Origin of the sequence: Chryseobacterium sp. SG20098, assembly GCF_031844745.1 — a bacterium.
In the GTDB taxonomy this organism is placed as follows: domain Bacteria; phylum Bacteroidota; class Bacteroidia; order Flavobacteriales; family Weeksellaceae; genus Chryseobacterium; species Chryseobacterium cucumeris.
The window spans coordinates 511976-537261 of record NZ_CP134622.1 but is presented as its reverse complement, the minus strand read 5'-3'; the positions used below and the strand labels follow the sequence as shown (position 1 = coordinate 537261).

Annotated in this window: 26 protein-coding genes, 1 tRNA gene and 1 riboswitch; of the genes, 5 read left to right on the top strand and 22 right to left on the bottom strand. The window is 33.9% G+C overall.

Annotated elements, in window-relative coordinates; all coding sequences use genetic code 11:
* The first annotated feature begins 8 nt into the window (after nucleotides 1-8).
* A complete protein-coding gene (locus RHP76_RS02420) occupies nucleotides 9-1076 on the top strand; it encodes a glycosyltransferase family 4 protein (protein ID WP_311229389.1) in 1068 nt (355 codons plus the stop codon).
* A 590-nt stretch (nucleotides 1077-1666) separates the two neighbouring features.
* Here the strand turns inward: RHP76_RS02420 and RHP76_RS02415 are convergent.
* On the bottom strand, nucleotides 1667-3247 hold the full coding sequence (locus RHP76_RS02415; RefSeq protein ID WP_311229388.1) for an autotransporter outer membrane beta-barrel domain-containing protein: 1581 nt from the start codon (nucleotides 3245-3247) through the stop codon (nucleotides 1667-1669).
* A gap of 630 nt (nucleotides 3248-3877) precedes the next feature.
* A tRNA-Ala gene (locus tag RHP76_RS02410) sits at nucleotides 3878-3951 on the bottom strand.
* Nucleotides 3952-4123: 172 nt separating this feature from the next.
* Here RHP76_RS02410 and RHP76_RS02405 point away from each other — a divergent pair.
* On the top strand, nucleotides 4124-4231 hold the full coding sequence (locus RHP76_RS02405) for a GNAT family N-acetyltransferase (protein WP_228436616.1): 108 nt from the start codon (nucleotides 4124-4126) through the stop codon (nucleotides 4229-4231).
* Between the two features lie 21 nt (nucleotides 4232-4252).
* Complete coding sequence (locus RHP76_RS02400; RefSeq protein ID WP_311229387.1) at nucleotides 4253-4660, top strand: GNAT family N-acetyltransferase; 408 nt, start codon at nucleotides 4253-4255, stop codon at nucleotides 4658-4660.
* A gap of 7 nt (nucleotides 4661-4667) precedes the next feature.
* On the opposite strand, the gene RHP76_RS02395 is transcribed toward RHP76_RS02400, so the two are convergent.
* The 4 genes from RHP76_RS02395 to pnuC all read right to left on the bottom strand — a co-directional run bounded on the left by RHP76_RS02395 (nucleotide 4668) and on the right by pnuC (nucleotide 7094).
* A complete protein-coding gene (locus RHP76_RS02395) occupies nucleotides 4668-4952 on the bottom strand; it encodes a VOC family protein (protein ID WP_311229386.1) in 285 nt (94 codons plus the stop codon).
* A gap of 139 nt (nucleotides 4953-5091) precedes the next feature.
* Nucleotides 5092-5316 (bottom strand): hypothetical protein, encoded by a 225-nt coding sequence (locus RHP76_RS02390; protein WP_311229385.1) that lies wholly within the window; start codon nucleotides 5314-5316, stop codon nucleotides 5092-5094.
* Between the two features lie 163 nt (nucleotides 5317-5479).
* On the bottom strand, nucleotides 5480-6511 hold the full coding sequence (locus RHP76_RS02385) for an acyl-CoA dehydrogenase family protein (protein ID WP_311229384.1): 1032 nt from the start codon (nucleotides 6509-6511) through the stop codon (nucleotides 5480-5482).
* The gene (gene pnuC / locus RHP76_RS02380; RefSeq protein WP_311229383.1) at nucleotides 6498-7094 is read right to left on the bottom strand and encodes a nicotinamide riboside transporter PnuC; all 597 of its coding nucleotides are present in this window, start codon (nucleotides 7092-7094) and stop codon (nucleotides 6498-6500) included. Before pnuC ends, RHP76_RS02385 begins: the two co-directional genes overlap by 14 nt.
* 25 nt (nucleotides 7095-7119) lie before the next feature.
* A riboswitch (TPP riboswitch) is annotated at nucleotides 7120-7226 on the bottom strand.
* A 121-nt stretch (nucleotides 7227-7347) separates the two neighbouring features.
* Between pnuC and RHP76_RS02375 the strand changes: the two genes are divergently transcribed.
* Nucleotides 7348-7806, top strand: a complete 459-nt coding sequence (locus RHP76_RS02375; RefSeq protein ID WP_062670008.1) for a PA2169 family four-helix-bundle protein — start codon at nucleotides 7348-7350, stop codon at nucleotides 7804-7806.
* Nucleotides 7807-7928: 122 nt separating this feature from the next.
* On the opposite strand, the gene RHP76_RS02370 is transcribed toward RHP76_RS02375, so the two are convergent.
* The 7 genes from RHP76_RS02370 to RHP76_RS02340 all read right to left on the bottom strand — a co-directional run bounded on the left by RHP76_RS02370 (nucleotide 7929) and on the right by RHP76_RS02340 (nucleotide 13507).
* The gene (locus tag RHP76_RS02370; RefSeq protein ID WP_311229382.1) at nucleotides 7929-8540 is read right to left on the bottom strand and encodes a DUF4142 domain-containing protein; all 612 of its coding nucleotides are present in this window, start codon (nucleotides 8538-8540) and stop codon (nucleotides 7929-7931) included.
* A 129-nt stretch (nucleotides 8541-8669) separates the two neighbouring features.
* Entirely contained in the window at nucleotides 8670-9278 is a 609-nt protein-coding gene (locus RHP76_RS02365) for an alpha-ketoglutarate-dependent dioxygenase AlkB family protein (RefSeq protein ID WP_062670013.1), read from the bottom strand.
* 226 nt (nucleotides 9279-9504) lie between these two features.
* On the bottom strand, nucleotides 9505-10071 hold the full coding sequence (locus RHP76_RS02360; protein WP_062670015.1) for a YciE/YciF ferroxidase family protein: 567 nt from the start codon (nucleotides 10069-10071) through the stop codon (nucleotides 9505-9507).
* Between the two features lie 163 nt (nucleotides 10072-10234).
* Nucleotides 10235-11713: an alpha-amylase gene (locus RHP76_RS02355; protein WP_311229381.1), complete on the bottom strand. Its 1479-nt coding sequence runs from the start codon at nucleotides 11711-11713 to the stop codon at nucleotides 10235-10237.
* Between the two features lie 11 nt (nucleotides 11714-11724).
* Entirely contained in the window at nucleotides 11725-12477 is a 753-nt protein-coding gene (locus tag RHP76_RS02350) for an SDR family oxidoreductase (RefSeq protein ID WP_277694677.1), read from the bottom strand.
* A gap of 37 nt (nucleotides 12478-12514) precedes the next feature.
* Nucleotides 12515-13084, bottom strand: coding sequence for a CinA family protein (locus RHP76_RS02345; RefSeq protein WP_123278344.1), 570 nt, complete (start codon nucleotides 13082-13084; stop codon nucleotides 12515-12517).
* Nucleotides 13085-13111: 27 nt separating this feature from the next.
* Nucleotides 13112-13507 (bottom strand): low affinity iron permease family protein, encoded by a 396-nt coding sequence (locus tag RHP76_RS02340; protein WP_288444844.1) that lies wholly within the window; start codon nucleotides 13505-13507, stop codon nucleotides 13112-13114.
* Nucleotides 13508-13881: 374 nt separating this feature from the next.
* On the opposite strand from RHP76_RS02340, the gene RHP76_RS02335 reads away from it, so the two are divergent.
* Complete coding sequence (locus RHP76_RS02335; protein WP_311229380.1) at nucleotides 13882-16491, top strand: TonB-dependent receptor; 2610 nt, start codon at nucleotides 13882-13884, stop codon at nucleotides 16489-16491.
* A gap of 101 nt (nucleotides 16492-16592) precedes the next feature.
* On the opposite strand, the gene RHP76_RS02330 is transcribed toward RHP76_RS02335, so the two are convergent.
* From RHP76_RS02330 to RHP76_RS02295, 9 genes are all read right to left on the bottom strand, one after another.
* Nucleotides 16593-17174 (bottom strand): YdeI/OmpD-associated family protein, encoded by a 582-nt coding sequence (locus RHP76_RS02330; RefSeq protein WP_311229379.1) that lies wholly within the window; start codon nucleotides 17172-17174, stop codon nucleotides 16593-16595.
* 252 nt (nucleotides 17175-17426) lie between these two features.
* Nucleotides 17427-18713, bottom strand: coding sequence for an HlyD family secretion protein (locus tag RHP76_RS02325; protein WP_311229378.1), 1287 nt, complete (start codon nucleotides 18711-18713; stop codon nucleotides 17427-17429).
* 1 nt (nucleotide 18714) lies between these two features.
* Nucleotides 18715-20910, bottom strand: coding sequence for a peptidase domain-containing ABC transporter (locus tag RHP76_RS02320; RefSeq protein WP_311229377.1), 2196 nt, complete (start codon nucleotides 20908-20910; stop codon nucleotides 18715-18717).
* On the bottom strand, nucleotides 20904-21692 hold the full coding sequence (locus RHP76_RS02315; RefSeq protein WP_311229376.1) for a tetratricopeptide repeat protein: 789 nt from the start codon (nucleotides 21690-21692) through the stop codon (nucleotides 20904-20906). The genes RHP76_RS02320 and RHP76_RS02315 overlap by 7 nt, the downstream gene beginning before the upstream one ends.
* Nucleotides 21693-21705: 13 nt before the next feature.
* Nucleotides 21706-22908, bottom strand: a complete 1203-nt coding sequence (locus tag RHP76_RS02310) for a hypothetical protein (RefSeq protein ID WP_311229375.1) — start codon at nucleotides 22906-22908, stop codon at nucleotides 21706-21708.
* Nucleotides 22905-23411 (bottom strand): CPBP family glutamic-type intramembrane protease, encoded by a 507-nt coding sequence (locus RHP76_RS23410; protein ID WP_409193528.1) that lies wholly within the window; start codon nucleotides 23409-23411, stop codon nucleotides 22905-22907. Before RHP76_RS23410 ends, RHP76_RS02310 begins: the two co-directional genes overlap by 4 nt.
* 279 nt (nucleotides 23412-23690) lie before the next feature.
* A complete protein-coding gene (locus tag RHP76_RS02305; protein WP_311229374.1) occupies nucleotides 23691-23861 on the bottom strand; it encodes a hypothetical protein in 171 nt (56 codons plus the stop codon).
* Between the two features lie 373 nt (nucleotides 23862-24234).
* Nucleotides 24235-24714: a MarR family winged helix-turn-helix transcriptional regulator gene (locus RHP76_RS02300; RefSeq protein WP_311229373.1), complete on the bottom strand. Its 480-nt coding sequence runs from the start codon at nucleotides 24712-24714 to the stop codon at nucleotides 24235-24237.
* 2 nt (nucleotides 24715-24716) lie between these two features.
* The gene (locus RHP76_RS02295; RefSeq protein ID WP_311229372.1) at nucleotides 24717-25205 is read right to left on the bottom strand and encodes a GNAT family N-acetyltransferase; all 489 of its coding nucleotides are present in this window, start codon (nucleotides 25203-25205) and stop codon (nucleotides 24717-24719) included.
* Nucleotides 25206-25286 lie beyond the last annotated feature (81 nt).

Here is a 25286-nt window from a genome sequence, read left to right as displayed (position 1 = left end):
AAAGTACCATGAAAGATTTTATAGAACTATTAATATCGGGAACCCTTGCCTTCATTTTATCAATCTGTATAATCCCCGTAATGAGAATCATTGCCCAAAAATTTAGATTAGTAGACGTTCCCAATACAAGAAAAATACATTACACTCCTACTCCATTAATTGGAGGTCTGGCTATTGGAATGATTATTTTACTATTAATTGAAATTTCCGCAGATAAAAGCTGGAGAATAATACTTCCAATTATTGTAACCTCTTATATTTTACTTCTGGTGGGAACTCTAGATGATAAAACTGATATTAAAGCTATTTATAAACTAATCATTCAAGTTTGTGTAAGTATCATTATAGCGACTTCCGGAATAAGAATTTCATCTTTATACGGATTGTTCGGAATCTATGAAATTAATACATACTTCCAGTATCTGCTCACTGTTTTGGTTATCGTAACAGCAGTTAATGCTTTTAATCTTATAGATGGTGTGGATGGGCTTGCAGGTAGTGTAGCAGGAATAGGATTTGTTTTGTTCTTTATTATCATGTTAATAGAAGGCAACTTAGGGCTGGCAAGAGTAGCTATACTTTTTGTTGGAAGTATTATAGCTTTTCTAAAATATAATCTTTCTCAGAAAAATAAAATTTTCTTAGGAAATTCAGGCTCGCTATTTTTAGGATATTTATTGATATGTCTGGGAATTTTCATCACAAAGTTTGATAACAATACAACAACTTTTCCTTATGGAGTATTTTTTATACTTTTTGTATTTACTATTCCCGTAATTGATTCTATACGAGTGTATACTGATAGAATATTAAGAGGAAAATCACCTTTCAAAGCAGATAAAACCCATATCCATCATCTTCTTCTTTTATTAGGTTTTTCTCATAAAAAAATAAGTATTACTTTTATTTTGATTAATGTTCTGACATTTCTCGTTCAATATGTTTTTTTTAAAAGCTACTCTATTTATTCTTCATTAATCTCCTTTTTTATATTTATAGCTGTTTTCAAAATCATTAAAAGTATTAATCATTTCCTGAGCTGGAAAAAAAGGATAAAAGAATTAGAGTACAACTAAGATTGTTTCATTTATTCACTGTCATTTTTTGGAATCTCTTGTATAAACTCCTCTATCACTAATTATAAAACAAGATGCTGCGAGCACTTTAGTAGAAAACCTTCCTGAGAATAACTAAGGGCAAGTAATAAACAAAGAAAGCAAGGATGCTCTGTTTCTCCGGATGAGCAAAAAGTAATTGGCTTCATCATGATTTATAAAACTTCTAACATCTTTTAAAAGCAGTAAAAGCTAAAAAGTCAATTGAAAACTAACTGTTGTTATACATATTTAAAATCTTACAATAAAATTGCGCAAAATTTTACTGTAGAGAATTACTTATAAAAATGAGCTTTTTAGAGCCCAATCATCAATAAAGTGATTGGATATTATGTAGTTCTACATTGCTTTTGTCTTATAATAAGAGTAGAATACTTTTAAAGACCTTATAAATTTAGAATAAAAAACAATACAAATCCCATCAAATCACTATTTTTTCCTTTGTAGGGAAAAAGTAGTGATTTTAATCCATAAAAAAACTACAAAGAAATAATCCTTGTAGTTTTTTCTGTGTTTTTAGAATCGCTGAACCTTAGCATAAAAGCCGCTATTTAATTTTGGAATTTTACAAAATCCAGATAAAAAGAAGGGTTTCCAGCATTGAATGAGGCCGGAACTACTCCATTTGTTTTACCAGCTAACACAGTGTAGGTTCCTGGTGTAGCAAAATATAATACACGGTTCTGATCTCTTGGAAACATGAATGCAGCAGTGTTTGAGCCACAGTAGCTTCTCCAGACATCTCCAATACCGTTAATATAAAAAAAGTAATCATTACAATCAGAATTGATCGCAACTCCACATCGGAAAAAATACCATCCTTTTGCAGGGATAGTTACCTGAACTCCCGTATTTAATCCTGCAGCTCCAGTTCCGCCTGTATAAGGATTTATTAATGTCCCGGTATATGGTGTCCAATTATTGGCGAACGCTGTAGTAACAGTGGATGACCATGTTGCCAAACCATTGGCATCACTTGTGAGGACATACCCCAACTGCTGAGTGCCATCTTTAATTTGAAGAGCACCGTTGGTAGTCCCATTATCAATAATAACTTTTGCATTTGATGCACCCGCGGGCACTGTATTGGTCCCCATCAGGACTTTTCCTGTACCATTAATACTTAAATTGTTTCCCGCCATTGCTATATCTGTAGCTTGTGAGAGGGTTCCTCCCAGTTTTACATCTGTACCTGATAATGTAAGACCATTGCTTGCGGTAATATTGTTATTAATAATCGTTGTTCCTCCGTTTCCATTCCCTCCAGCAAGCTCTGTAACAGCCATAAATCCTATCTGAGGATTCAACTGAGCTGTTCCTGCTCCTCCTAATCGTACTTTTACAGAGGTATCCACTGTAGGTCTGTAAATAGCATAGGCTTCTGGCTGGCCTCCTATTGAAGTGGCAGGATAATTATTTATTGCATCAACAACACCGGTGGTACTGGAGGGAAGAACAGAATTATTTGAAGCATCAACCCATTCATAGACAAAGAAACCTCCAGCTAGTGAGAACTCTGTAGCATGCAGTTGGCAACGGAGAACATAGGTTTTCCCGGCTTTCAAATTAAAAACACCGGCATTATAAGTAATATTATTGGCTGCAATTACAGACCCAAATGTAACGTCCGACCCTGTAGATACTGTTTGAATAGCGTTTGGTTTTACAATAATATAATCTCCTGTAGAAGAACTTCCTTTTGAAAGGATTTCCCATGTAGAAGAAGCTCCTGTAAGCCCGGTATTGATTAATTCTACACTTTGATTTGCTGGTACAAGAACATTGGGATTTCCATTAATAGTCTCGGGAGATGCAGAATTTACTGTAATACTAAAGTTTGTATTATTTTTAATCCTATAAATACGCCCTTTATAATTCCCAGCCCCACTGACTGCGGAAGGGAGATTAAAAACAGCATTGGAAACACCATTATAAGAAACATGGAAATCTGATGAGTTCAAATTATAAGAATTTGTAATAACAGCATTATAATTTGCTGCTAATGATCCATTAATATCCATAGTGGAACCTGGATTTGCAGTATTAATACCAACATTTCCTGCCTGGGCAAAAGCAAAAGTAGAGCTTAAAGCTAATACTGCTATAAATAATTTTGTATAAATTTTAACCATTCATTATTGTTTTACATATCATAATTGATATTATTACGGGGTAAAGGTATGTTAATAGAGATGTAAAAATTCTTCGAATGCCGTGGAAATACATGTACAGGCTTGTGGAAAAATATCCACAAATATTAATATTAAAGAATAGGCTGTATCATATAACAAATCATACAACCTTAAAAACTAAAGTCCGTTATTCTGGACTTTTAAGAGATCTATTTCAGATCAAAATATTTTAAATACAATTTTGGAGAAAAAGAATAAAAATTTATGGGTATTGAGATTATTTGGTATTTCGTATATATCTGCGATTTCTTTTAATTAAAAAAAATTCAATAACCTTCGGTAACAGAGAAATATCCATTTGTGAATTAGATTTATGTCTACTGTTCATAATCCATAGACCTCCATCATTACATTCCTTTATATCTTTCCACTTTAATTGATAAGCATCTCTATAGAAAAGAGTCCATAACTTTGCTCTAACACAATGCAACATTTAAAGGTTATTAAAAGTGGAACTAAAAATCTTTGAAAACTATACCATCCCTTTTTACAAAAAAAACCTACAAAAATCAATTTTTGTAGGTTTTATCATATTTTCGTACATTATATACATTTTATAATTGCACTAAGTGGAGAATACGGGATTCGAACCCGTGACCTTTTGACTGCCAGTCAAACGCGCTAGCCAACTGCGCCAATCCCCCGTTTTTTTGTAAGGCGATACAAAAGTAAGTATTTAAATGATATTTGCAACTATTTTATAATTTTTATTGAATTAAAATTAATGGAAATAGGCTCAATGACCATAAAAATCCATCATTATCCCTAGAATAAATTCCTAATTAACCTATTTTTGTCTGAAATTATAATACAATTATGCAACTCTATACAAAAAGATTAGTTCTTCGGGATATTACGATTGATGACAAACAGGATATTTTCGATTACCGCTCAGATGCCGAAGCCAATAAATTTCAAGGCTAGATTCCTGAAACCCTGGAAGAAGTGGAAAGTTTTATCCAAAGAAACACAACTGAATTCAACCAACCTGAAAGCTGGTATCAGCTGTTGATTACTGATCAAGAAACAAAAGCAGTCATTGGAGATATCGGAATTCATTTTATTGGAGATGAAAATGTACAGGTAGAACTTGGAATTACCTTAAACACCTCATTTCAGGGTAAAGGGTATGCTTCTGAGGCTTTAAAAGGTACCATTGATTTTCTTTTTAATGATTTACAAAAACACAGAATTACAGCTTCCGTAGATCCTGACAACACTGCTTCTCTTCAACTGATGCAACGAATTGGTTTAAGAAAAGAAGGGCATTTTGTGAAAAGTCTGTTCTGGAAAAATAAATGGGTTGATGATATTATTTATGCAGTTCTTCGTGAAGAATGGGTTACAGAATAGATGCCTTTCAGATATCATTGTTTTGCTGTACTACGCAAAATGAATTTCCTTCGGGATCAAGAAGAACTACATAGTCAGCATCATCTTCGTAATTCCAGCCTGGCATCTTTCCAGCCCCAATACTAAGAAGCCGCTCTACTTCCTGCCGCTGATTATCAGTTATCAGGTCTATATGATGTCTCTTTGGCTGTTCCGAACTGGTTAATTTTAATGATAACTGCATTCCATCTCCTTCCTTTGGTATCAGAATGGCAAAGTCAACATCAGGCTCATTCTTTATTTTGTAGTGCAAAGCTTCACACCAAAATGCAATTGCTCTGTTCAAATCCGCAACGCTCCAAACGATGGATAATATTTTTAATTTCATTTCAGTGTTGCTTTAAATAATAAAGAATTTAAGATCTTATAACTCTATTCTCAAAAAGAAATAATTACAAAACGGTATATTTTTCGTAAAATGGAGTGAATTTTGTTCTTACAATCGTTAAAGTAACTAAACCATTGCAAATCAAATAGGATACGATCATTGTATGAAAACACTTTTTAACCGTAACTGTAATCCAGTTATCATTTTCGATCAATGAATACATCTCTTTTTTTAAGTGCGTAATCACATGATCCTTTTTCTTTCCGTTTAATGAAAATAAGTCTTTCATAATCTTTAATCATTTTTAGTTTAACAAGTCTTTATGTTGGCTTATTTCATGGGGTTAGTTTTATTATTCCAAACATAGTGAAATAATAAAAATTACTTTATGACGCCAGTCATAAAAGAATACCAGCATTAGATAAAAAGTTTATTAACAAAGAATTTTCTACTCAAAAAGAAAAGTCCAAATCATCAGCAGAAGGTCTGAAATTAGAATGCATCGCAGCTGTAAAATAATCACAGAACACCTGATACACTTCAGAATTAATATCCGTAGCCCGGATTCCCAGCTGTGTATAAATAGTAAGAATCTGATGGGATAATCTTTGAACCAGCTCTACTCCATATTGGTGGATTTCGTTTTGATATCCTTCAGAAATATCTTTGTGATCACCTAGGATATTTTCTATTTCTCCGGCAATTTGCAATACTTTTTCCAAATGCTTTTCAACAGACTCTGTGAAACTTTTGAAATGGATCTCAGGACGAATATATTCTGCTTCTTCAATAAAATGAGAAGCCATTCCCAAATAGTTGACCAACAGTGTTAAGTCTGCAAAAATCCGAAAAGGAATAGTGTCGAGAATATCATTGGTGAAAAAAGTATCGTAAACAAAACTATAGTCTTCATTAACGAGCACATTTTCAACAGTGAATGAATAGGTGCCACTGGCCTCCATTCCCATAGATTTCCAGTTGGGAATAACCTCAGCGTGTTCTTTCGAAATAATAAATGATCGAATTATTCCATTGCCATGACCATCCATTAAAGGTTTTCCATTTTCTGTAATTTTGGCATTCAATGTAAAATGGGTAAGATGAGGTGCACCTGTTGCAAAATTCCATGAACCGTTGATCAGATAGTGGCTGTTGTCTATTTTTTCTGCAGTTCCTCCCACCATTCCGCTGCCACCAAAGCAGGTTTCAGAATGGGTGAACAGTAATTGAGCAATTTCAGGCTTGATATTTCTGGAAAAATAATTGGCTCCGGCACAAAGTGTCAGCATCCAGCCAAAGCTTCCATCGGTTTCTGCACAGCTAAATAAGGTGTTAAGTCCTTCTTCAAAACGATAGCCGAGTCCTCCATATTTTTTGGGAACCCATATTTTAAGCAGTTTTTCTTCATGAATATGCTGCATTACTTTATCAGAAATTACAGGGGCTCCATGAAGTTCCCGTCTAATCTCTTTAGTACTCAGCATTAGCTTTCGATTTAATAATTTTTTGCCACTCTATATATCCGGAAATGGCTACTAAAAATAAGAATGACGTCAAAACAGCATAGAGATACAATTCTTTATGAATCATTAAAGGGATAGAAATGATATTACTGACATTGAGCATCACCCAGTTTTCAATTTTCCGTCTCGCCATCAGCCACATTCCCGCCCAGGCAAAAGCACTCACCAGAGAATCCCAGATAGGAACATCCGAGTCTGTAAAATGGGTCAGAAAAGACCAGAATAAGATAAAAGTTCCCAGAACAATTCCTCCCGTAATCCATTTTTCTGTGGTGGTGGTAACAGAGATTTCCATTTCTGATTTCTGCTTTCCGAATTTCCAATATAACCATCCATAGATGCTCATGATCAGATAATAAAGATTTAAGGTAAATTCAGCGTACAGCTTGGAAGTAAGCATCACATACAGCGTAAGCAGAATCCCCGCAATTCCGAAAAGATAGTTGTTGACATTGTTTTTACGGGCCAGTAAAACCTGAATGACTGAAAATAAGACTCCGAACCATTCCGGTAAGGTAATTTGTTTTAAAATGTCCTGCATCATATTAATTATTAGAAATCAAATGATGAGATGATCAGTAAGCAATCCCTACACCGGCATTATCCGGATCAGGTGTGGAAATACATTCCTGGGTATCATCTCAGCCACTGTTTTGTAGCACCCCATTGTTCGGCAAAGGTGCAGCTTTTTGTTGAAAAAAGAAAGGACTTTGGTTTTTTATTTACAGGATATGATCACGATTATAAAGAGTCGATGAGGGAAATTATAATTTTATGGATAACTAAAAATTTATATTATGGACAATCAAGAAATATCAGTACTTAATGACTTACTTCACATTACCAACGACAGAAAGGAAGGCTTTGAAAAAGTTGAGGGAAAAGTATGGGAAATGTATCCGGATGTAAAAGATGAGTACGAACATATGATTTCGCAGTCGAAAATCATGAAAAATGAACTAATCAACCTCATCACAGAAAAGCAAGGCACTCCGGAGGACTCAACGTCCATGGCAGGAGCTGTTCACAGAACTTGGATTGACATTAAAAATTCTTTTACCATGGGAAATCTCATAGAATCTACATTAGAAAATGTGGTATTTGGCGAAAAAGCAGCTATTGAAGCTTATCAAAATGCCCTGGACACAGGTGAGCTCAGCCCAAAAAGTACTGAGATTGTGTCTGAACAGCTTCGTATCCTTAAAGATTCTTACAGACAATTCAAGAAAATTGAAGAATATAAAAAGAAAGAATAATCAAAAAACTCCTCTTAAAAAGAGGAGCTTACTATAATCAAGAACAAAATAATATTTAATCAATTCAAAATTATTAAATATTGTATGCTCATACTTATGATGCCGGTCATAAAAACTCAATATTATTTGACCGCATTTTTAGCTTTTTCCGATTCCTGCAAATGATGTTCAAGTGTCGGAAGGGTTTTAGCTGCGAAAGATTTTAATGAGACTTCTGTTCCTTCTGACGCCTCTTTTTTGAATGCTTCTACATCTTCCTTGTGGTCACTGACCATTAGATCTGTATATTTTTTGTCAAAGTCTTTACCTTTCTTAGCTTTCAGGTCATCATACATCTTCTGCTTTTCGGCATCCAGACTTGTGGGTAAGGTATACCCTATTCCTGAAGCCCAATTCTTGAGCTCGTCATTCGCTTTGGAATGATCGGTTACCATCATTGCTCCCAAAGATTTTACCACGGAGTTTTCAGCGTTTGTTGCGGCCAGTTTTCCCATCATTACTTCCATCAGTCCTCCTATGGCTGCAGCATCTGCAAACTTTTTGTCCTGATCACTGAGAGTACTTTTCTGATCTTTGATGTCTGACATTTTGGTGGAGTCGCTTACCGTCATCCCGGATTCTGCAGGGGCAGACATTGTGGTACTTTCCTCAGATTGGCTCGTGGTTGTCGGTTCGTTTTTTTTGCAGGCCGTTAAAGCAGCTAATGCAAAAATTGTTACTACAAGATTTTTCATAATAATAAATTTTAAGTGGTGATATTAATGAAGTCAAACAATGACTTTGTTTATAAATGCAACAATTTATCTGCCAAAAACCTATTACAACACTTCTAACCTAATCATAAAACATTATGAATAAATACCTTACAACTTATTAACCAACCGGAATGTAAGATTAATACGCTCCTTCATAGCGGTTAGAGACTTGGCAATACGATGTTCCCAGTTTTCCTGAAGGTCTCCTTTCATAATCAATAATGATCCGTGAGGAAGAGGCAGGCTGTATTTACTCTGATGATGGTCTTTTTTCCTGAAATCAAAATTTCTGGTCTGCCCCAGACTTACTGATGCAATCACCGGACGTTTCCCATATCTGCTTTCCTTATCCCGATGCCAGGCAACAGAATCGTTATGATCTCTGTAAAGGTTCAACAATACGGAATTGAACTGATAGCCAAATGTTTCTTCTATTCTTTGTTTTAAAGAAAACAGTTCCGGTGTCCAATGATGGGCATCCAGTTCATTGTCTGAAGGATAGGCATTTTTCTCATCTCCATACCAGGCGGTTAAGCGAGGTGTGAGAACCATCTTATCATACATTTTCTGGGTACGTTGTTTCCAGGGAGCTGTTTCAAGCAGATGAATTTTAAGGCGGTCAGCTTCTTCCTGATTCAGGAAATGTTCTCTGTATTCCAGAAGGTCTTTTGGAAATTCGTACAGATCTGCTGAGTCGAACAGGCTAAGTTGGGTCATTTTTAAACTTTATAAATGGTACAATACAGTTTTCTTTTACAGTATAAGAGTTTTGTTATTCAATTACAGTTCATTTTAAAAAAACTAAATTGATAAAAATTATATCCACAAATATACTACAACTGATACAAAATCAACCAAGATAAAAATGTTGCATTTTAAACCTTTCCGGATTTCAATAAAAAGGAGACCTGATTTTTTCAGGTCTCCTTTTTAAAGATTGTATTTACATGGCTTTGCTGTTAAGATTGGTATCAGCAACTTTTGTAAGCAGTTCATCACATTTTTTTTCTTCTTCCAATGTGCTTAAAAAGTTTTTAAGACACTCTTCTTCCTTCAATACTTTTGCGAATGCTGCCAGTGTTCCATAAGTAGCAATTTCATAATGTTCAACTTTTTGCGCTGCTGCAATAATGCCCGCATCTCTTACTGCTCCCGGTTCTGTCTCTTCCATAATGCTCTTTCCTTCATCCAGCAATCCCTGCATAGCATCACATTTTTTTGCCTGGGCTTTTTTTCCTAATGCTTTAAAACATTCTTCCAATCTTTCCACATGGCCTTCTGTTTCCGTGATGTGCTTATCAATGCCTTGTTTAAGCTTTTCACTGGTTGCATTTTTCATCATTGCCGGCAGCGCTTTCAGCAGTGCTTTTTCAGCCCAGTAAATATCTTTCAGCGCATCTTCAAAAAGATCTTCCAAACTTTTGGCTGCATTTTTTTTAGCCGGAGTTTTTGCTTTTGCTGTTGTTGCTTTTTTGGCTGGTGTTTTTTTGGTTGCCGTTTTAGTTTCCATATTATAATAATTTAGTGATTGATTGGTGGTAAATCTGCAACTATAAGACCATTTTTGTCCAAAATACTGAGATGTGGTATCTAAAATTACAAGAGCTTATATCGTAAGTTAAAATTAGAATAGCTGTTCGCAGAGAATAAAAGGCCTGAAAATTTGCCAATCATTACGGTGTTTGTTTTTTTACCCATATACTTACCGAACCCGAATTTACAGTAAACACCGCTTTCCCGTCTTTATCCGTATAAATTTCTTCATGACGGTTCTTTAAAAAATCGGTATAAACCGAATCCGCATGTTCTTTTCCCAATTCTATTTCTTTATAACCTTCTTCGCTATTAGACATGATTACAATGCAGCCCGCATGCTTTTCATCTCCTTTCCGTACAAAAGCTACACAGTTGGGATGATCAAAATAATCGGTCTGTTTACCATATGCAAAAAGCTTTCTCGCTTCAAGCAGACCGGGAAGTTCTTCAACCTTCGGCATGATGATATGCACTTCCTGCTCATCCTTTATATCGATATAATCTGCACCAAAAAGATCGGGATAAAATATGCAGGGATAAGCTTCATCGGTAAGAAGAATAATAGCATAAGCCAAGGATTTGAACCAGTCTTTCACCGCAGATTCAAGAGCCTGAAGCTGCTGTGTATCGTGGTTTTCAACAAAAGAAACTGAGAATACCGGTTTCTTCTCCAAGAAGCTTCCTTTTAAAATCCGGCTCATATCATAATCTTTACCATCCTGTGATGCTTTAAAGAAATTATAATGCAGCGGAGCATCAAAACAAGAGATAAGATCAGACATTTTATCGGAAAAATACTCAATTTTTTCTGCCTCGTCTTTCCAGAATTCGCCCAAAACAAAACATTCAGGATTTACTTCTGTTTTAATATAGGAGACCCAGTCTTTCAAAAAGTTGGAGGAGATATGTTTTAAGGCATCCAATCTGATTCCGTCTACTTTCGTTGTTTCCATATACCATCTGATCCAGTTTTTCATTTCCTCCACAACATAAGGATTACGGTACTCTATGTCAGCTCCCATCAGATAATCATAATTACCGAACTGATGACTTACGGCATCTGTCCACTCCTCACCATATTCATTATGGATTTTAAAAACACCCTTCATCTCCTCTCCTTCTCTGATCACATAATCAATACCGCTGAAACAGTGATGATCCCATATAAAGTTCGAATACACTCCTTTTCTTCCCGGAAAAGTAAATTTCGTATAGGCTGAAACCTCCATATTTTCAGAGATTCTTTCATTACGGTTTTCTTCATTCAGCTGATGCACCATAATCTTTTCTTCTTCATCTCCTCCCATCCTATGGTTTAAAACAATATCTGCATATACAGACATTCCCGCTTCATGCGCTTTCTCTATTGCCATTAAATATTCGGCTTTTGTCCCGTACCGGGTTGGTATACTGCCTTTCTGATCAAATTCTCCCAAATCATAAAGATCATATACATCATAGCCACGCCCTTCCATATTGAGACTGCATTTATTGGCAGGAGGAAACCAGACGGCAGTAAACCCCAAATCTCTTAAATATTCTGCTTTTTCAGCAAACTCATTCCATAGGTTCCCGGGATGGTACCAATGGAAAAACTGAATAATAACTCCATTCATATCCGTTAAGATTAACCGTTAACAATTAAACCTCCATTAGGATGAAGAACCTGTCCCGTTATCTGTGATGAAGCATCTGTGGCAAGAAATAGAAAACTTGCTGCCACTTCTTCGGTAGAAGCATTACGTTCTAGCGGCGGTTTATTCTGATCTTCATCTTCTTCCCCAAATGTTTTTTCCGTAAGCGGCGTGGCTACCGGTCCGGGTGCAACAGCATTCACCCGTATTCCTTTAGGTTTAGCCTGCAGTGCCAGTGAACGGGTGAACGAAACAATAGCGCCTTTGGTTGCTGAATAATCCAGTAATTCTTCATGTCCAAGATAGGCAGTAGCTGAAGTAGTATTGATAATAGAATCCCCTTGTTTTAAATAAGGAAATACAATCTTTGTCAGCAAGATCATTCCGATAATGTTGGAATCGAAAGTTTTGCGGATATCCTCTTCTTTAAGATTTTCTATACTTTCACAAGGAACCTGGGTTCCTGCATTATTAATCAGTATATCTATTCCTCCGAATTTAGAAACTACCTCATTAACAACAGATTTACAAAATTCACTATCATTAATATCACCTTCAAACGAAAGGACTTTTCTTCCTGTTTTTTTTAATTCCTCCACTGTTTTCATGGCATCTTTGGCATCATGATAGTGGATGAAGGCAATATCTGCTCCTTCCTTAGCAAATAAAAGGGCGATTGCCTTACCAATTCCGCTGTCTGCTCCTGTAATAAGGACAGATTTATTCTGCAATTGTAATTTTTCCATAATTGATTGTATTAACAGCTTATTATTGTGATGATTTTTACTCCTTATTTTCACGGTGTTTATCCAGTTCCAGCTTAAAGCATCCAAGTATGAATTCACTGTAATAGAGCTGGGCATTAACAGGCTTGGTTCTGGAGTGCAGATCTAATTTCTCTGAAAGAACCACCTTTCCTTTGTGGGCAATGGCAAAGTAAGCGAAGAGCTTCCCTTCTGATTCTTCCACCGGAGTGGCATATCCTGTTACTCCAATAGACCAGTCGGTTTTGTAGAGTTTACCTACCTGCAACGCCATTGTTTCAGCAATATGAGGAGATACAGAGTTATATTGTCTGGCTTCCAGAGCATCTACATCAAGAAGATTTACCTTTTCTTCTAAAGTATACGCTGTCATGCCGCCTTTAAAAAATTGGGAGGCATCCTTCATCTGGGAAAACGAAAACTGTAAAAATCCGGCTGTAACACTTTCAGCTGTTGAAACGGTTTCATCTCCTGAAAGAAGATACTCTCCGATACGCTTAAACAGTTTCTCGAGTTCTATGACGAAATGCACCAGGGATTTTACTGACAATGAATCAGCGTGGGCAATTTGAGAAGATTTTAAAATCATGCTGTATATATTATAATAGTATTAAGACTATTTTTGCACGGGATCCTGTGAATGTTCTTTTTCTTGGGATAGTTGTCCAAGTTTCTCATAATATTTGTGAAGCTTGTCCAGTTCTTCTTCCGTCAGATCTTCAATATCCACCAGTCTGTTACTGGCTTTTTCATAGGAGGCTATCAATTCGTTGAGTTTTATCTGAATAGCCTTAGAGTCTTTATTCTGAGTTTTCTGAATCAGAAATACCATTAGAAAAGTTACAATTGTGGTTCCCGTATTGATAACAAGCTGCCAGGTTTCAGAATAATTGAAAAGAGGTCCACATACAGCCCAGACAATAACCAGTAAACTTGCTGTAATAAAAGCACCCGGACTTCCGGTTATACAGACAACACGATCTGAAAACCTTTCAAAAAATTTTTTTTTCATAAATAACACGATTTTGAATAAAATGGTAATACAAGTTATCAAAACAACAGTATAAAAATTATGACTCAAGTCACCTATGCCTTTTATGACTTAGCTATTATTATAGTATATTTTCCAACAATATTGAGTTTTGTTTAAAAATGTGGAGAACCGCATAATTATTTTTACCCGTTAAAAACAAGCCATTTTTTTGATCAATCTCTTTTATAACAAATTGTAAACGAAGGATGTGGAATAGTTAACATATTCAAAAAAGAGAGAAATAAAGCATATTCCAAAAACTGAATAAAATCACTTCGTTAAGATTTAATACTTAATTAAAAAATAATTATCCATCTTTGCAGCCTTAAAAATCAAACACGCTAGTTTATTTCATGAGCATTACTTTTAAAAAGCGACTAATTATAGCGCTTGTATTACCTACGGCCGCCATCTATTATGGGCAGAGTACGAAGGATTCTTTAGAGAAATCCAAATCTATTGATGAGGTTATGTTGGTGGGTAGAAACCTTTCCCAAACAGCCAAAGAGAGAAAAACACCTGTTGCGGTTTCCAACATTAAGGCTGCAGAAATTCAGGAGAAACTGGGAAACAGAGAATTCCCTGAAATTATGAAGTCTACTCCATCCGTTTACGTGACCAAAGTAGGTGGTGGTTTCGGAGACAGCAGAATCAACATGAGAGGTTTTGACGGAGCTAACATTGCTGTGATCATCAACGGACAGCCTGTGAATGATATGCAGGGAGGTACCGTTTACTGGTCCAACTGGACCGGTTTGGCTGACATTGCGAGCAATATTCAGATTCAAAGAGGTTTGGGAGCATCTAAATTTGTTGTTCCTTCCGTGGGAGGAACCATCAATATTGTTACCAAAGCTACCGATTCTGAACAGAAAGCAATGGTGAAAGGAGAAGTTGGAAATGACAACTACTCCAGAATATCTGCTATGTATTCTTCCGGATTAAAAAACAAATGGGGAACAACTGTATTGCTTTCCCGTTGGCAAGGTGACGGATACATCAATGGAACAAAAGGAGAAGGTTACTCATGGTTTTTCTCTACAGGATTTAAACCTAATGAAAAGCATGCTTTCAATTTAATTGCTACCGGAGCTCCTCAGGTACACGATACTAGAAGATCTTCTGCAACCGGAGCCAATGTGGCAACATTGCAACAGTTTGAAACTTACGGAAGAAGATACAACCCACAGACAGGAATGTTGAATGGTTCTCAATTCAACCTTGCTCCTAACTTCTATCACAAGCCTATCGCATCATTGAACTGGGACTGGACAATGAATGACAATCTTAAATTATCCACAGTTCTTTATGGTTCATGGGGACGCGGTGGCGGTGGTACCGGACTTAACGGTTCTATCAAAAACGCAGCCGGACAAACTATGAACTTCATGAATTATGGAGCAGGTGGTGACGGTACAATCAACTGGGATATGATTTATCGTTATAACAGAGGCGGTATGGTAACGGATTATAATGGAAATAGCTTCCAGAAATCTACTTTTACGGCTCCTGCAGGCTCTCCTGGTGATTATAACGGACAATATGTATCTACTCTGAACGGAACCACTGGTATTGTGAGAAAGCAAAGTATCAATGCTCACGACTGGTATGGAGTAATCGCAGACCTTAATTACAAAAAAAATAACTGGACTTTCAACGGAGGGATTGATCTTAAAACTTACAAAGGAGCTCTATATGATATTGTAACGGATATGTTGGGATCTGATGCTGTATTTGTTCCTGGTACAGCAAATGCTCCAAAAGGATATTATATCAATCAAACGGTAAAACCGGAACCTCTTACAAAGCTTAAAGATGCTCAGAAAGTATCTATCCATAATGAAGGTTTGGTAAAATGGGCTGGTATTTATGGAATGGTGGAGTACAGTTCTGAGAAGCTAAGTGCATCTGTCCAGGGATCTGTTTCCGAGCAATATTACAAGAGAAGAGACTATATGCTATATACTCCTGGAAATCAGGAGACAAAATGGTATCATAAAACAGGTTATATTGTAAAAGGAGGTGCCAACTATAATATTGACGACCACCACAATGTATTTTTCAATACAGGAGTTATCTCAAGACAGCCTTTATTCAATGCATTATTCCCGTCCAACCAGAATATCTATAATGATGCTAAGAATGAAAGAATCTTCTCTGTGGAATTAGGATATGGTTTAAAATCGCGTTATATAGATGTGAACATCAATGCTTACAGAACGCAGTGGGATGACAGATTTATCTCAAGAACATTCAATGCTACAGCGGCAGATGTTGCTAAATTCCCTCAGCTTAACCTTGGAAGTGCATATTTCTACAATGCTCTGAACGTAGGTCAGCTCCACCAGGGAATCGAATTGGAAGCAAAAGCCAGACCTTTTACGAATCTAAGATTAAGAGGAATGGTATCAATGGGTAACTGGAAATATAAAGGAAATGCTAACTTCAACATCCTTGATGTTCAGAACAACCAGGAAATAGCTGGTGCAACCGGAACCATCAATATCAAAGACCTGAAGGTTGGAGATGCTGCTCAAACAACTGCAAGCTTCGGTGCAGATTATAATATCACCAAAGCATTCAGTATTGATGCCAACTGGGAATATTATGACAAGCTTTATGCTCAGTTCAACCCGATCAACTTCCTTACGGAAGCCGCAAGAGAAAAAGGAATTGTAAAATTGCCAAGCTATCATTTATTTGATGTAGGGGCTTCTTACAAGTTTACATTGGATGCGAAAAAGTCTTTAACATTGAGAGCGAACGTTTACAACTTATTCAACAAATATTATATTTCTGAATTAAGCTCCAATATCTTCGCAGGTGATAAAATTGCGAATGGTCCGGATGCAGGAAAAACGTATCAGGAAGCTGGAAGAGTGTATCAGGGTGTTGCAGACGGTAATACAGGATTCCTTGGTTTTGGAAGAACCTGGTCTGTTGCAGCCACTTTGAGATTCTAAGTAATATATTTCAATAATGAATCAATTGAATAGGCTGTCCCAAAAATGGGACAGCCTATTTTCATCATAAGCATTAAAAATAAGGTTCTATCTTTTACAGCTTAAAAATTTTTAGGTTTCTTATGTTGAGCAGCTTGTTTTGCGATTTCGTCAATACGTTTTTTTCTGGTTTCGGGTCTTTTGGCCAACACAATCCATTGCAGCAGCATTTTTTTCATGGATTTGCTTAAACTTAGAAAATAGGTTTCGGAACCTTCATGTAGTTTAAATGTTTCATTCAGATCTTCAGGAATAGTAAGATCTTCTACAGAATCCAAAATATTCCAGGAACCATTCTCTTTTGCAATTCGGATAGTTTCAAATCCTGCTTTTGTCATCAGCTTATTTTCGATCAGTTTCTGAACCTTATCCTTATTAATTTTTGACCAGGTACTTTTCGGTTTCCGTCTGCTGAATAACTGCATAAACGAACCTTTATCAATCGTCTTCCTTGTACTGTCAATCCAGCCAAAACAAAGGGCTTCATCCACCAGATCCATCCAGTGAACAATGGGCAAATTTGATTTTGTGGTATTGCAAATAAGCCATACAGACTGTTCTATATGATGATTCTCTTCAAGCCATTGCCGCCATTCTGTCTTTGTCCTGACATGAAAGGTCTGTTTCTCTGCAGTTTTACCCATAGCTTTTCTTTTATTACTGTAAAATTAAAATACTTTAGTGACAATAGTTTGTCAGCATTAAATATTTAATTTCATAATACGCAAACTATCTTCAAGAAATAAATGATAAATTAGTAAAAAACAAGCAGTTAAAAAGGTTTTACTTTTTTACTTATATATGGATAGAAAACGGCAGATTATATCAGGTTCTTCAATAATTAATGATCATCAAATCTATACTTTATGATGATCATTAATTATTGAAGAACTACATCATCTAGCAAATAAATCCTTAAATTGATAAAGTAATCTTTCTAATAAACGTAAATCATCTGTAACTATATCAGCTCTGCCATTCATTTCTTGCTGGAATGCAATTCTTTTTTTATAAGTTGTTTGTAGTCCTTTTGGTAAAGTGACATCAAGCAGTAAATTACCATCTTTGTCAGGAGTCAGAGAAATATTATTGATAACACCCTCTAAGATTCCAAACTCTTGATCGGGATAATTGGCTAATTTAATATTAACAGTTTGACCTACTTTAACCTTTCCAAAATTTTGTGCAGGAGCTTTTACTTTTCCTATATACTGATTCCCTCCCATAGGAATGATTGAAAATACATTATCACCAGTATTAATGCTTTGATTAACTGACCATAATTGTAAAAAGTTAACTCTGCCATTTATTGATGAGCGAAGAACATAACTTAATTCCCAATCTTTTATAGATTTTTTTAATTGATAAAAAGATTGAAGCACATTTCTTTCTAAGTTTATATATTCCTTACTTTCATTTATAATTGTGACTTTATTATTTTTATTAAGCTCGTTTATGGATGATCGTAATTGTGAGATATTACTTAATACATTTTTATAGTTTTTTTGATCTTGAAGAAATAAAACTCTTTGCTTTTCAATTTCTTGTGTTGAAATCACTCCTTCTTTATATAATAATTCACTTCTGGTAAGATCATTATGCTTTAATTTTAACTCAGACTCGTTAATACTTTTCTGAGATTCCAATAAACTTAACCTTTCTTTGAGTTGAATAGCTTCATAGCTTTGTGCATTATTTTCTACTTTATAAGGTGTAAAATTAATATTGAGCTGATTAGCAATATACTCTTTTTGAAATGATGAAAATGTACTTTCAACATCTCCAAGCTGTGAAGATTTTAACTTTTCAAAAGGAAAATTTGATTTATCTAAATTAATTGTATCTACAATACTTTTTAATAAAAAAACATCTTTATAATTAGCAGAATTTTCAAGGACAGCCAAAGGAGTATTTTTTGAAATAGTTTCTTTATCCCTTACAAGTATAGCATCTATTTTCCCTGAGTTTTTAGCAACTAATTTTTGAGGCGGAGTCTCTGTTGTTATTATAATTTGGGAAGTTATAATATCTGGATATTTAACAAACCAAGAGATAAGAAGTAAAATACTTATAAAACTTAATAATATTGTATTCCCCCACTTCAAAATAGTTTTTGGAGGGTCTGTCAAGATATCTCTGACTTCCTCACTATAAATTTTTAGACCATCATTTATTTCGTCCATATTAATTGCCTAATTCTAATTGGTTTTTTACTAACTCATAATATTTACCACGCATTGAAACTAAATCTTCATGATTTCCCTGTTCTACAATTTCTCCTTTTTCAAGAACAATAATCTGATCTGCATTTTTTACTGTACTCAGTCTATGAGCTACTATAACTGATGTTCTTCCTTTAATGAACTGCTTGAGATTTTCCATTATTACTTTTTCATTATTGGCATCTAAAGCAGATGTTGCCTCGTCAAAAAAAACATAGGATGGGTTTTTATATACTGCTCGTGCAATCATCATTCTTTGTTCCTGTCCTCCACTCAGTCGAATACCTGATGTTCCTAATTCAGTATTATATTTGTTAGGTAAATTTTGTATAAACTCATCAATATTGGCAACAAAAGCAGAATGATATAGTTTTTCTCTATCAATAATTTCATTTTGTTCAGATTCAGATATATTACCAGCAATAGTGTCATTAAACATAAAAGTATCTTGCATTACCGCTCCACAGTTCATTCTCCAAAAATCATTATTTATACCCTTCAAATCAACATTACCTATATCAATATTTCCTTGTGTAGCATCATAAAATTTTAACAAAAGCTTCATTAAAGTTGTCTTTCCACTTCCACTAGCACCTACAATAGCTGTGATTTTTCCTTCGGGAATTTTACAATTGATATTTTTTAAAACAAATGGTGTAGATTTACCTCCATATCTATAAGATATATCTCGAAGGATAATACTTTTATCTTTAGGCAACTCCCTTAGTTTATTTTCAGATACTACATCTTCATCTTCCTTTGTGTGTACCTGAGAAAGCCTCTCCAAACTGATTTTAGCATCTTGCCAATTCTGGATGAAAGTTATTGAGTTAGTAAGCGGAACATTCAGTTGTCCTACTATATATTGTATCGAAGTCATCATCCCTAATGTAAGATCTCCATCTATTACTGCCTTTGCAGAAAGAAAAGTGATGAAAATATTTTTAAATTCATTAATCGTACTTGCTCCAACACTTTGATATTGCGCTAATTTTAAGGCACTTAAGGAGGTTTTAAACAATGTAATTTGTGTAAATTCCCATTTCCATCGATTTTTACGTTGTGAATTATTTAGTTTAATCTCTTTTATCCCAGTAATTATTTGTAATAAATTGTTTTGGTTTTGTGAAGTTTGATCAAAACGCTTAAAGTCTAATTCCGCCCTTTTCTTTAAGAAAAAAAAAGTCCAACCTGTATATAAAATAGCAGAAACTAGAAAAACCAAGAATATTTTAAGACTATAATATGCTAAAATACCATTGAAAACAATAAAAGTTACCATGGAAAACAACATATTAAGCGTTGACGAAGAAACAAAGTTTTGAATACGAGTGTGATCACTTATTCTTTGTAAATGTTCTCCTGCATTTCGGGTATCAAAATAATTAACGGGGAGTTTAAGCATTTTATACAAAAAATCAGAAATCATTTTGATGTTAAACCTACTTGTAATGTGTATCACCACCCATTCTCTAAAAATGCTGACCAACGTTTGTGTTGATATAAGAATGAACTGTGATGCTAAAATCAAATATATAAATGGAATATCCTTGTTATTTACCCCAACATCTACAACTGTCTGCATTAGAAATGGTAAAATAAACTGAATTGCTGTAGCAACTAATAAACCAATAAAAAGCTGATTGATAAGCTTTTTATAAGGTTTAAAATAAGGATATAAAAATGAGAAACCTTTAGCTTGGACTTTCTCACCTTCCTGACTATCGAAATTTATATTAGGTTCTAATAAAAGGCAAAATCCAGTTTCATCCACAGCATTAGTCCAAGCTAATCTAAAATCTTTATGAGAGTAACTTAACAAACCTTGAGCTGGATCTGCTACATAAATTTTATTTTCATCAGTTTTGTATACTACTACAAAGTGCTTTTGTCTCCAAGGAGCAATAAAGGGAGTCGGCGCTTCATTAACTAAACTTTCAAGGGATATTCTTACCCCGAGAGCCCTCATTTCAATAGCTTCTGCAGCTTCAGCTATACCCGCCATTGTTACACCTGTAGTTGTTATACTTGCTCTTTCTCGTAAAAATTCTCTAGAAAATGTTTTGCCGTAAAATTTAGCAATCATTCGTAAACAAGTAGGTCCACAATCTCTACTGTCCAATTGTTTATAAAATGGGAATTTATTTTTTATCACCATATTATTTGATAAGGGTATTTTTCATAAATAGCATTGCTTTCACCAATAGTATAACCCTCTTCTGCATCCTTTTTTCCTTCTGCTAACAGGAGATTAGCTTTAATATTATCATTTAAATGTTTCAGACATATAGCTTTATAGAATTTGGTATCTGAAAATCTAGGATAGAGCTTTAGAGCTTTATCAAATTCTACAATTGCTTCTTTCCATTTTTGCTGTTCATATTTTGCAATTCCATAATAAAATAAAGTAACAGGATTCACCCATTCTTCACCATTTTTACTAATTGTTGCCTTAATATCATCAAATAATAATTCTTCAGCTTTATTAAATTGGTTTAACTGAAGATAACACAATGCAATATAAAAGTTATAAGTATGGTCCATTTCATATTGATTTCCATACTTTTTAATACATTCTTTAAAATCATCTATAGCTTTAGAATAATTTTTAACGAAAATGCACATAATAAAAGCACGATATGGTAGATAAGTTTGTTCATCATAATATACTGCTTTATCAATAAAAGGTATTCCCAATTCATATTTTCTTTGCTTAAACAAAGGCATAGCTTTTTGTTGCCATAAATAAGCAATGGTACTATCTTTTTTCAGGCCAATATCAATATTGTCTTGCCACTCTTTAGAAAAAAGCATATGATTCCATGCACCATTTTCTAAATGTTCTTTTATAATTTCCTGTTGTAAATTTTTTCTTGCATCTTTTTCTTGAGAAGAAAATAAAGAAAAGACTAAAAGACTAAAAAAAAACGCTACCTTCATTAAGCCTTTTTTATTATGTTAATGGATTAAGCTCTGTAAACTTAGAATAGGTAAAATTATAAGGTTGATTACTAAAATTAAAAGCTTTAATTTCATCCAACCATTTTTTTGATATTTTTAATAATGTATTTTTAATTTCTTTATATATAGTTAAACCTTCTTCTGTAAAATATTTCGCTGCATTTTCTTCTGATTTAAATGGTTCTTCATCAATTAGAGTTAAGTCTTTGTAACATTTGTTGATATAGAAAGCAATTCTTCCTTTAGCCTCATGAATTTGTCTTTTGTCAAAATCTCCTGCATCTAGACAGGCATCTAGACATGTAAGGCTCGTATAATAAGTATAAAAAGCATGAAATAATACATATAAATCCCTTTTCTCTATAAAAGTTCCATCAGACAATTCAAGAGTTTCTAAAATTGTTTCTTTAGGAACTTTGAAAAAATCTTCAACATTGGAAAGTAAAGTATAAAAAATGACATGACCTGTTTGGTGTGCAATATCATCTACAAAAAAAACTTCATCATAATCTTCTTGATAAGCATTATAAAAACCTATGCCGGCTGCTTTCATAGTAGCAAAAGAATTTCTTTCATAGGTATCTACATTAAAAATCATACACTTATTAGCATATTTTTCAAGCAATTGAAATTGTGTTGGTATAATTTTTTTAATGAGTTGATAAGCTTTAGTAAGATGCAGCAGATGTTTTTCCGTTATCTCCTTTATTTCTACCTCTATTAATTTCTTATCAACATTAAAAAAACATTGTTCCAAAAGAGGAATAGGATACTTTAATATTTCTATTGAAGTGTTTTCTATTAAAGAGAAAGACTCTAAAGTAAAGTCTACTTTTATACCATCCTTTTCTAAAAGCATTTCTTTCTTATAAAATACTAAGCCTGTATTATTTTTATTAGTAATAAACCAACCTATATTGGGTATATATAGTCTTCCAAAGTCATCAGTTTGTACTAAAAATTTATTGTCACAAGAAAATCCAGCTAGTATTTGTTCTAATTGTACAATACTACTATCACTTTTATTAAAATAAGAGAAAAATAAAGGTTCTTGATAAATTGTTTCACTTTCAAAATCTAAATAATCAAAAATATCTGAATTTAGTTTATAAAGTAAAAGTTTAATATTTTGATTTTGTGTTTCCAATCCTTGCTCTAGAAAAGGTAACAATATGGGTTGTAAAGGGTTGTTCATATTATTTTAGAAATAATAAATGGAATAAAATTGTTTACGGAATGAGCAACAAAGCCAGCCTCAAACCCCAGTCTTACTCGCAGATAACACAGTATAAATCCAGAAAAAATCTGGGGAGCGAATGTTATAAAAGAATACATGATTAGGTTAGAAGTGACCGCATAGTTTCCTATGTGAAGAGCCCCAAATAAAAAACAGGATATGATAATAAATATCTTTTGATTTTTCCTCCAGAAATTGATTAATTTTTCACCTTCATATTTTTTTAAAAGAAAAAAGAATAATGTGAAAAGAAAAATAAACAATAAAATAAAATATATAACCAGTTTAGTAGTATAAAACCAATGTATATGAAAAATTAATCCATTTATCCATAATATTAAATATGCAATAGTTATTGACACATTAATCTTATTGTATACCAGCCACAGTCTAAAAAGAACCTCTTCTAATAAAGGACCTAAAAGTACAAAAAAATAGAAAGATTTTGTTAACGCTTCCATTTTGTTATCATAACTTAAAGGTGGGACAATATTTTTCAGCACTAATACACATCTAATACCTGCAAATAGAAACACAAAAAAATATTCTACTAATAAAGAATATAATATACTAATAGCTTTTTTACGAAACGATAAAATTAAAGTGATTTCTTTGGAAGGAATAAAATAAAAATAGAATAAATTTTTAATATAAATCATTAGTTTGTATAATTAATTTATTTACAAAAATTCAAGGAAGAACTTCTGCTCTTCCTTGAGTTATTACGTTTTTACTGCCTATTAAAAAACATTTTTTATAAAATTTGAGACAGCTTTAACAAGTAAGCCACTAGTACCATGGCAATCTAACAAATTTCCTCCCTCAACTTTTTGCATTACTTCTTCTTTTTGTACTTTTTCTGCCATCTTTTTAAAGGCGTCAAGACTTAATTTTTTTGTTTGTTTTTCCATCTTTGTTTTTTTTTTAGATGATTAATAATTTTTTCGAAGTTTCCATACATTGAAAACATTGATTCAAAAATAATACTTTTCCTAAATAAAAAAAGAAAAAAAATATTATATTAACAACTGATTATCAACAATTTAAAAGTAAAATATTTTATCAAAACAACAAAATAAGGTTGTTTTTTTAATATATAAAAGATGTTTATATAATAGTATTCAACAAAAATTGAATAAAACTACAAAAACATATAATAACATTTTTTTTAACCTCTTAAAAATGTTCTAAACAAAATGAATTAAAGTGTAAATTTTAGAGCAAGTAATGTTTTATGAGTAATATATAAGGCTTAAAAGATTAAATAATATGCAGAATAATACGTTACTTCTCATTCCTCACCTGCAGTGCTCTCTGATAAAAGGACTGATTGGCAATTTTCTCTTCGGCTTCATCAATGGCAGTCAGCAGATTATTTTTATTGTCTGCAATATCACCTAAAATCTGGGACATCAGTTCCCAAACGGGTTTCATTTTTTCAATGAGCTCCTGCCCTTTTGAAGTGAGTTTAAAAAGCCTTTTGCGCTTGTCCTGTTTATCTTTTTCCCATTGGATCAACTCCTGCTTTTCAAGTTCTTTGAGCAGTGTTATGGTGGATGGATGGGTATATCCTATTTCATTGGCTATTTCAACAACACTTGCCATTTCTTTTTTATAAATGGTGAAAATAACCGGAAACCACTTCAGTTCAAAATCAATTCCGAATGCTTTATAGATGAGCGCTCCGTCTTTCCTCAGTTGTTCGCTTAGGCGGTGCAGTCTGGTTGATATGGCAAGAATTCCTGCTTCGTTGATTACATTCATATTCAGTCAAGATTTAAGTGGTAAAAAACATCATCGGCACTCATTAGAGGAAACTTCACGGGAAGATCGCTTTTTTCAATCTTTACAAAAAGATTCCTTTCATAGAAACGCTGGGCTGCTTTCAGTACCGTTATGGTTCCCAAATATAAATCATCAATTCTGTTTTCGCGGCAGAAAGAAATTAAAACTTCCAGTAATTCTTGCGCAATATTCAGTTCTTTTCCTCTGAATTCCTTCTTAACAAACATTTTTCTGATGGCTCCTGCCTTTTCATCAAATTTAACCAATGCTATAGAACCTACCAGATGATTATCTACAAAAGCACCCCAAAAGTTACCTCCGGCTTCCATGTAAAAACTTTCTATCTGCAAAAGATCAGGCTGATCTTCTATAGTAATCGGAATATTAAACTCTTTTTGCTGGATCGTCAAAATCAGATCAATAGCCTGTTCTGAATAGGAATTCCCTATGGATTGTATCTCTAATTTCATAGTGGTCACATTTTAAAGTACAAAACTACGTAGTTGAATACATATATGCAAATCAATTCTACTTTTTAAAAGATTTTAACA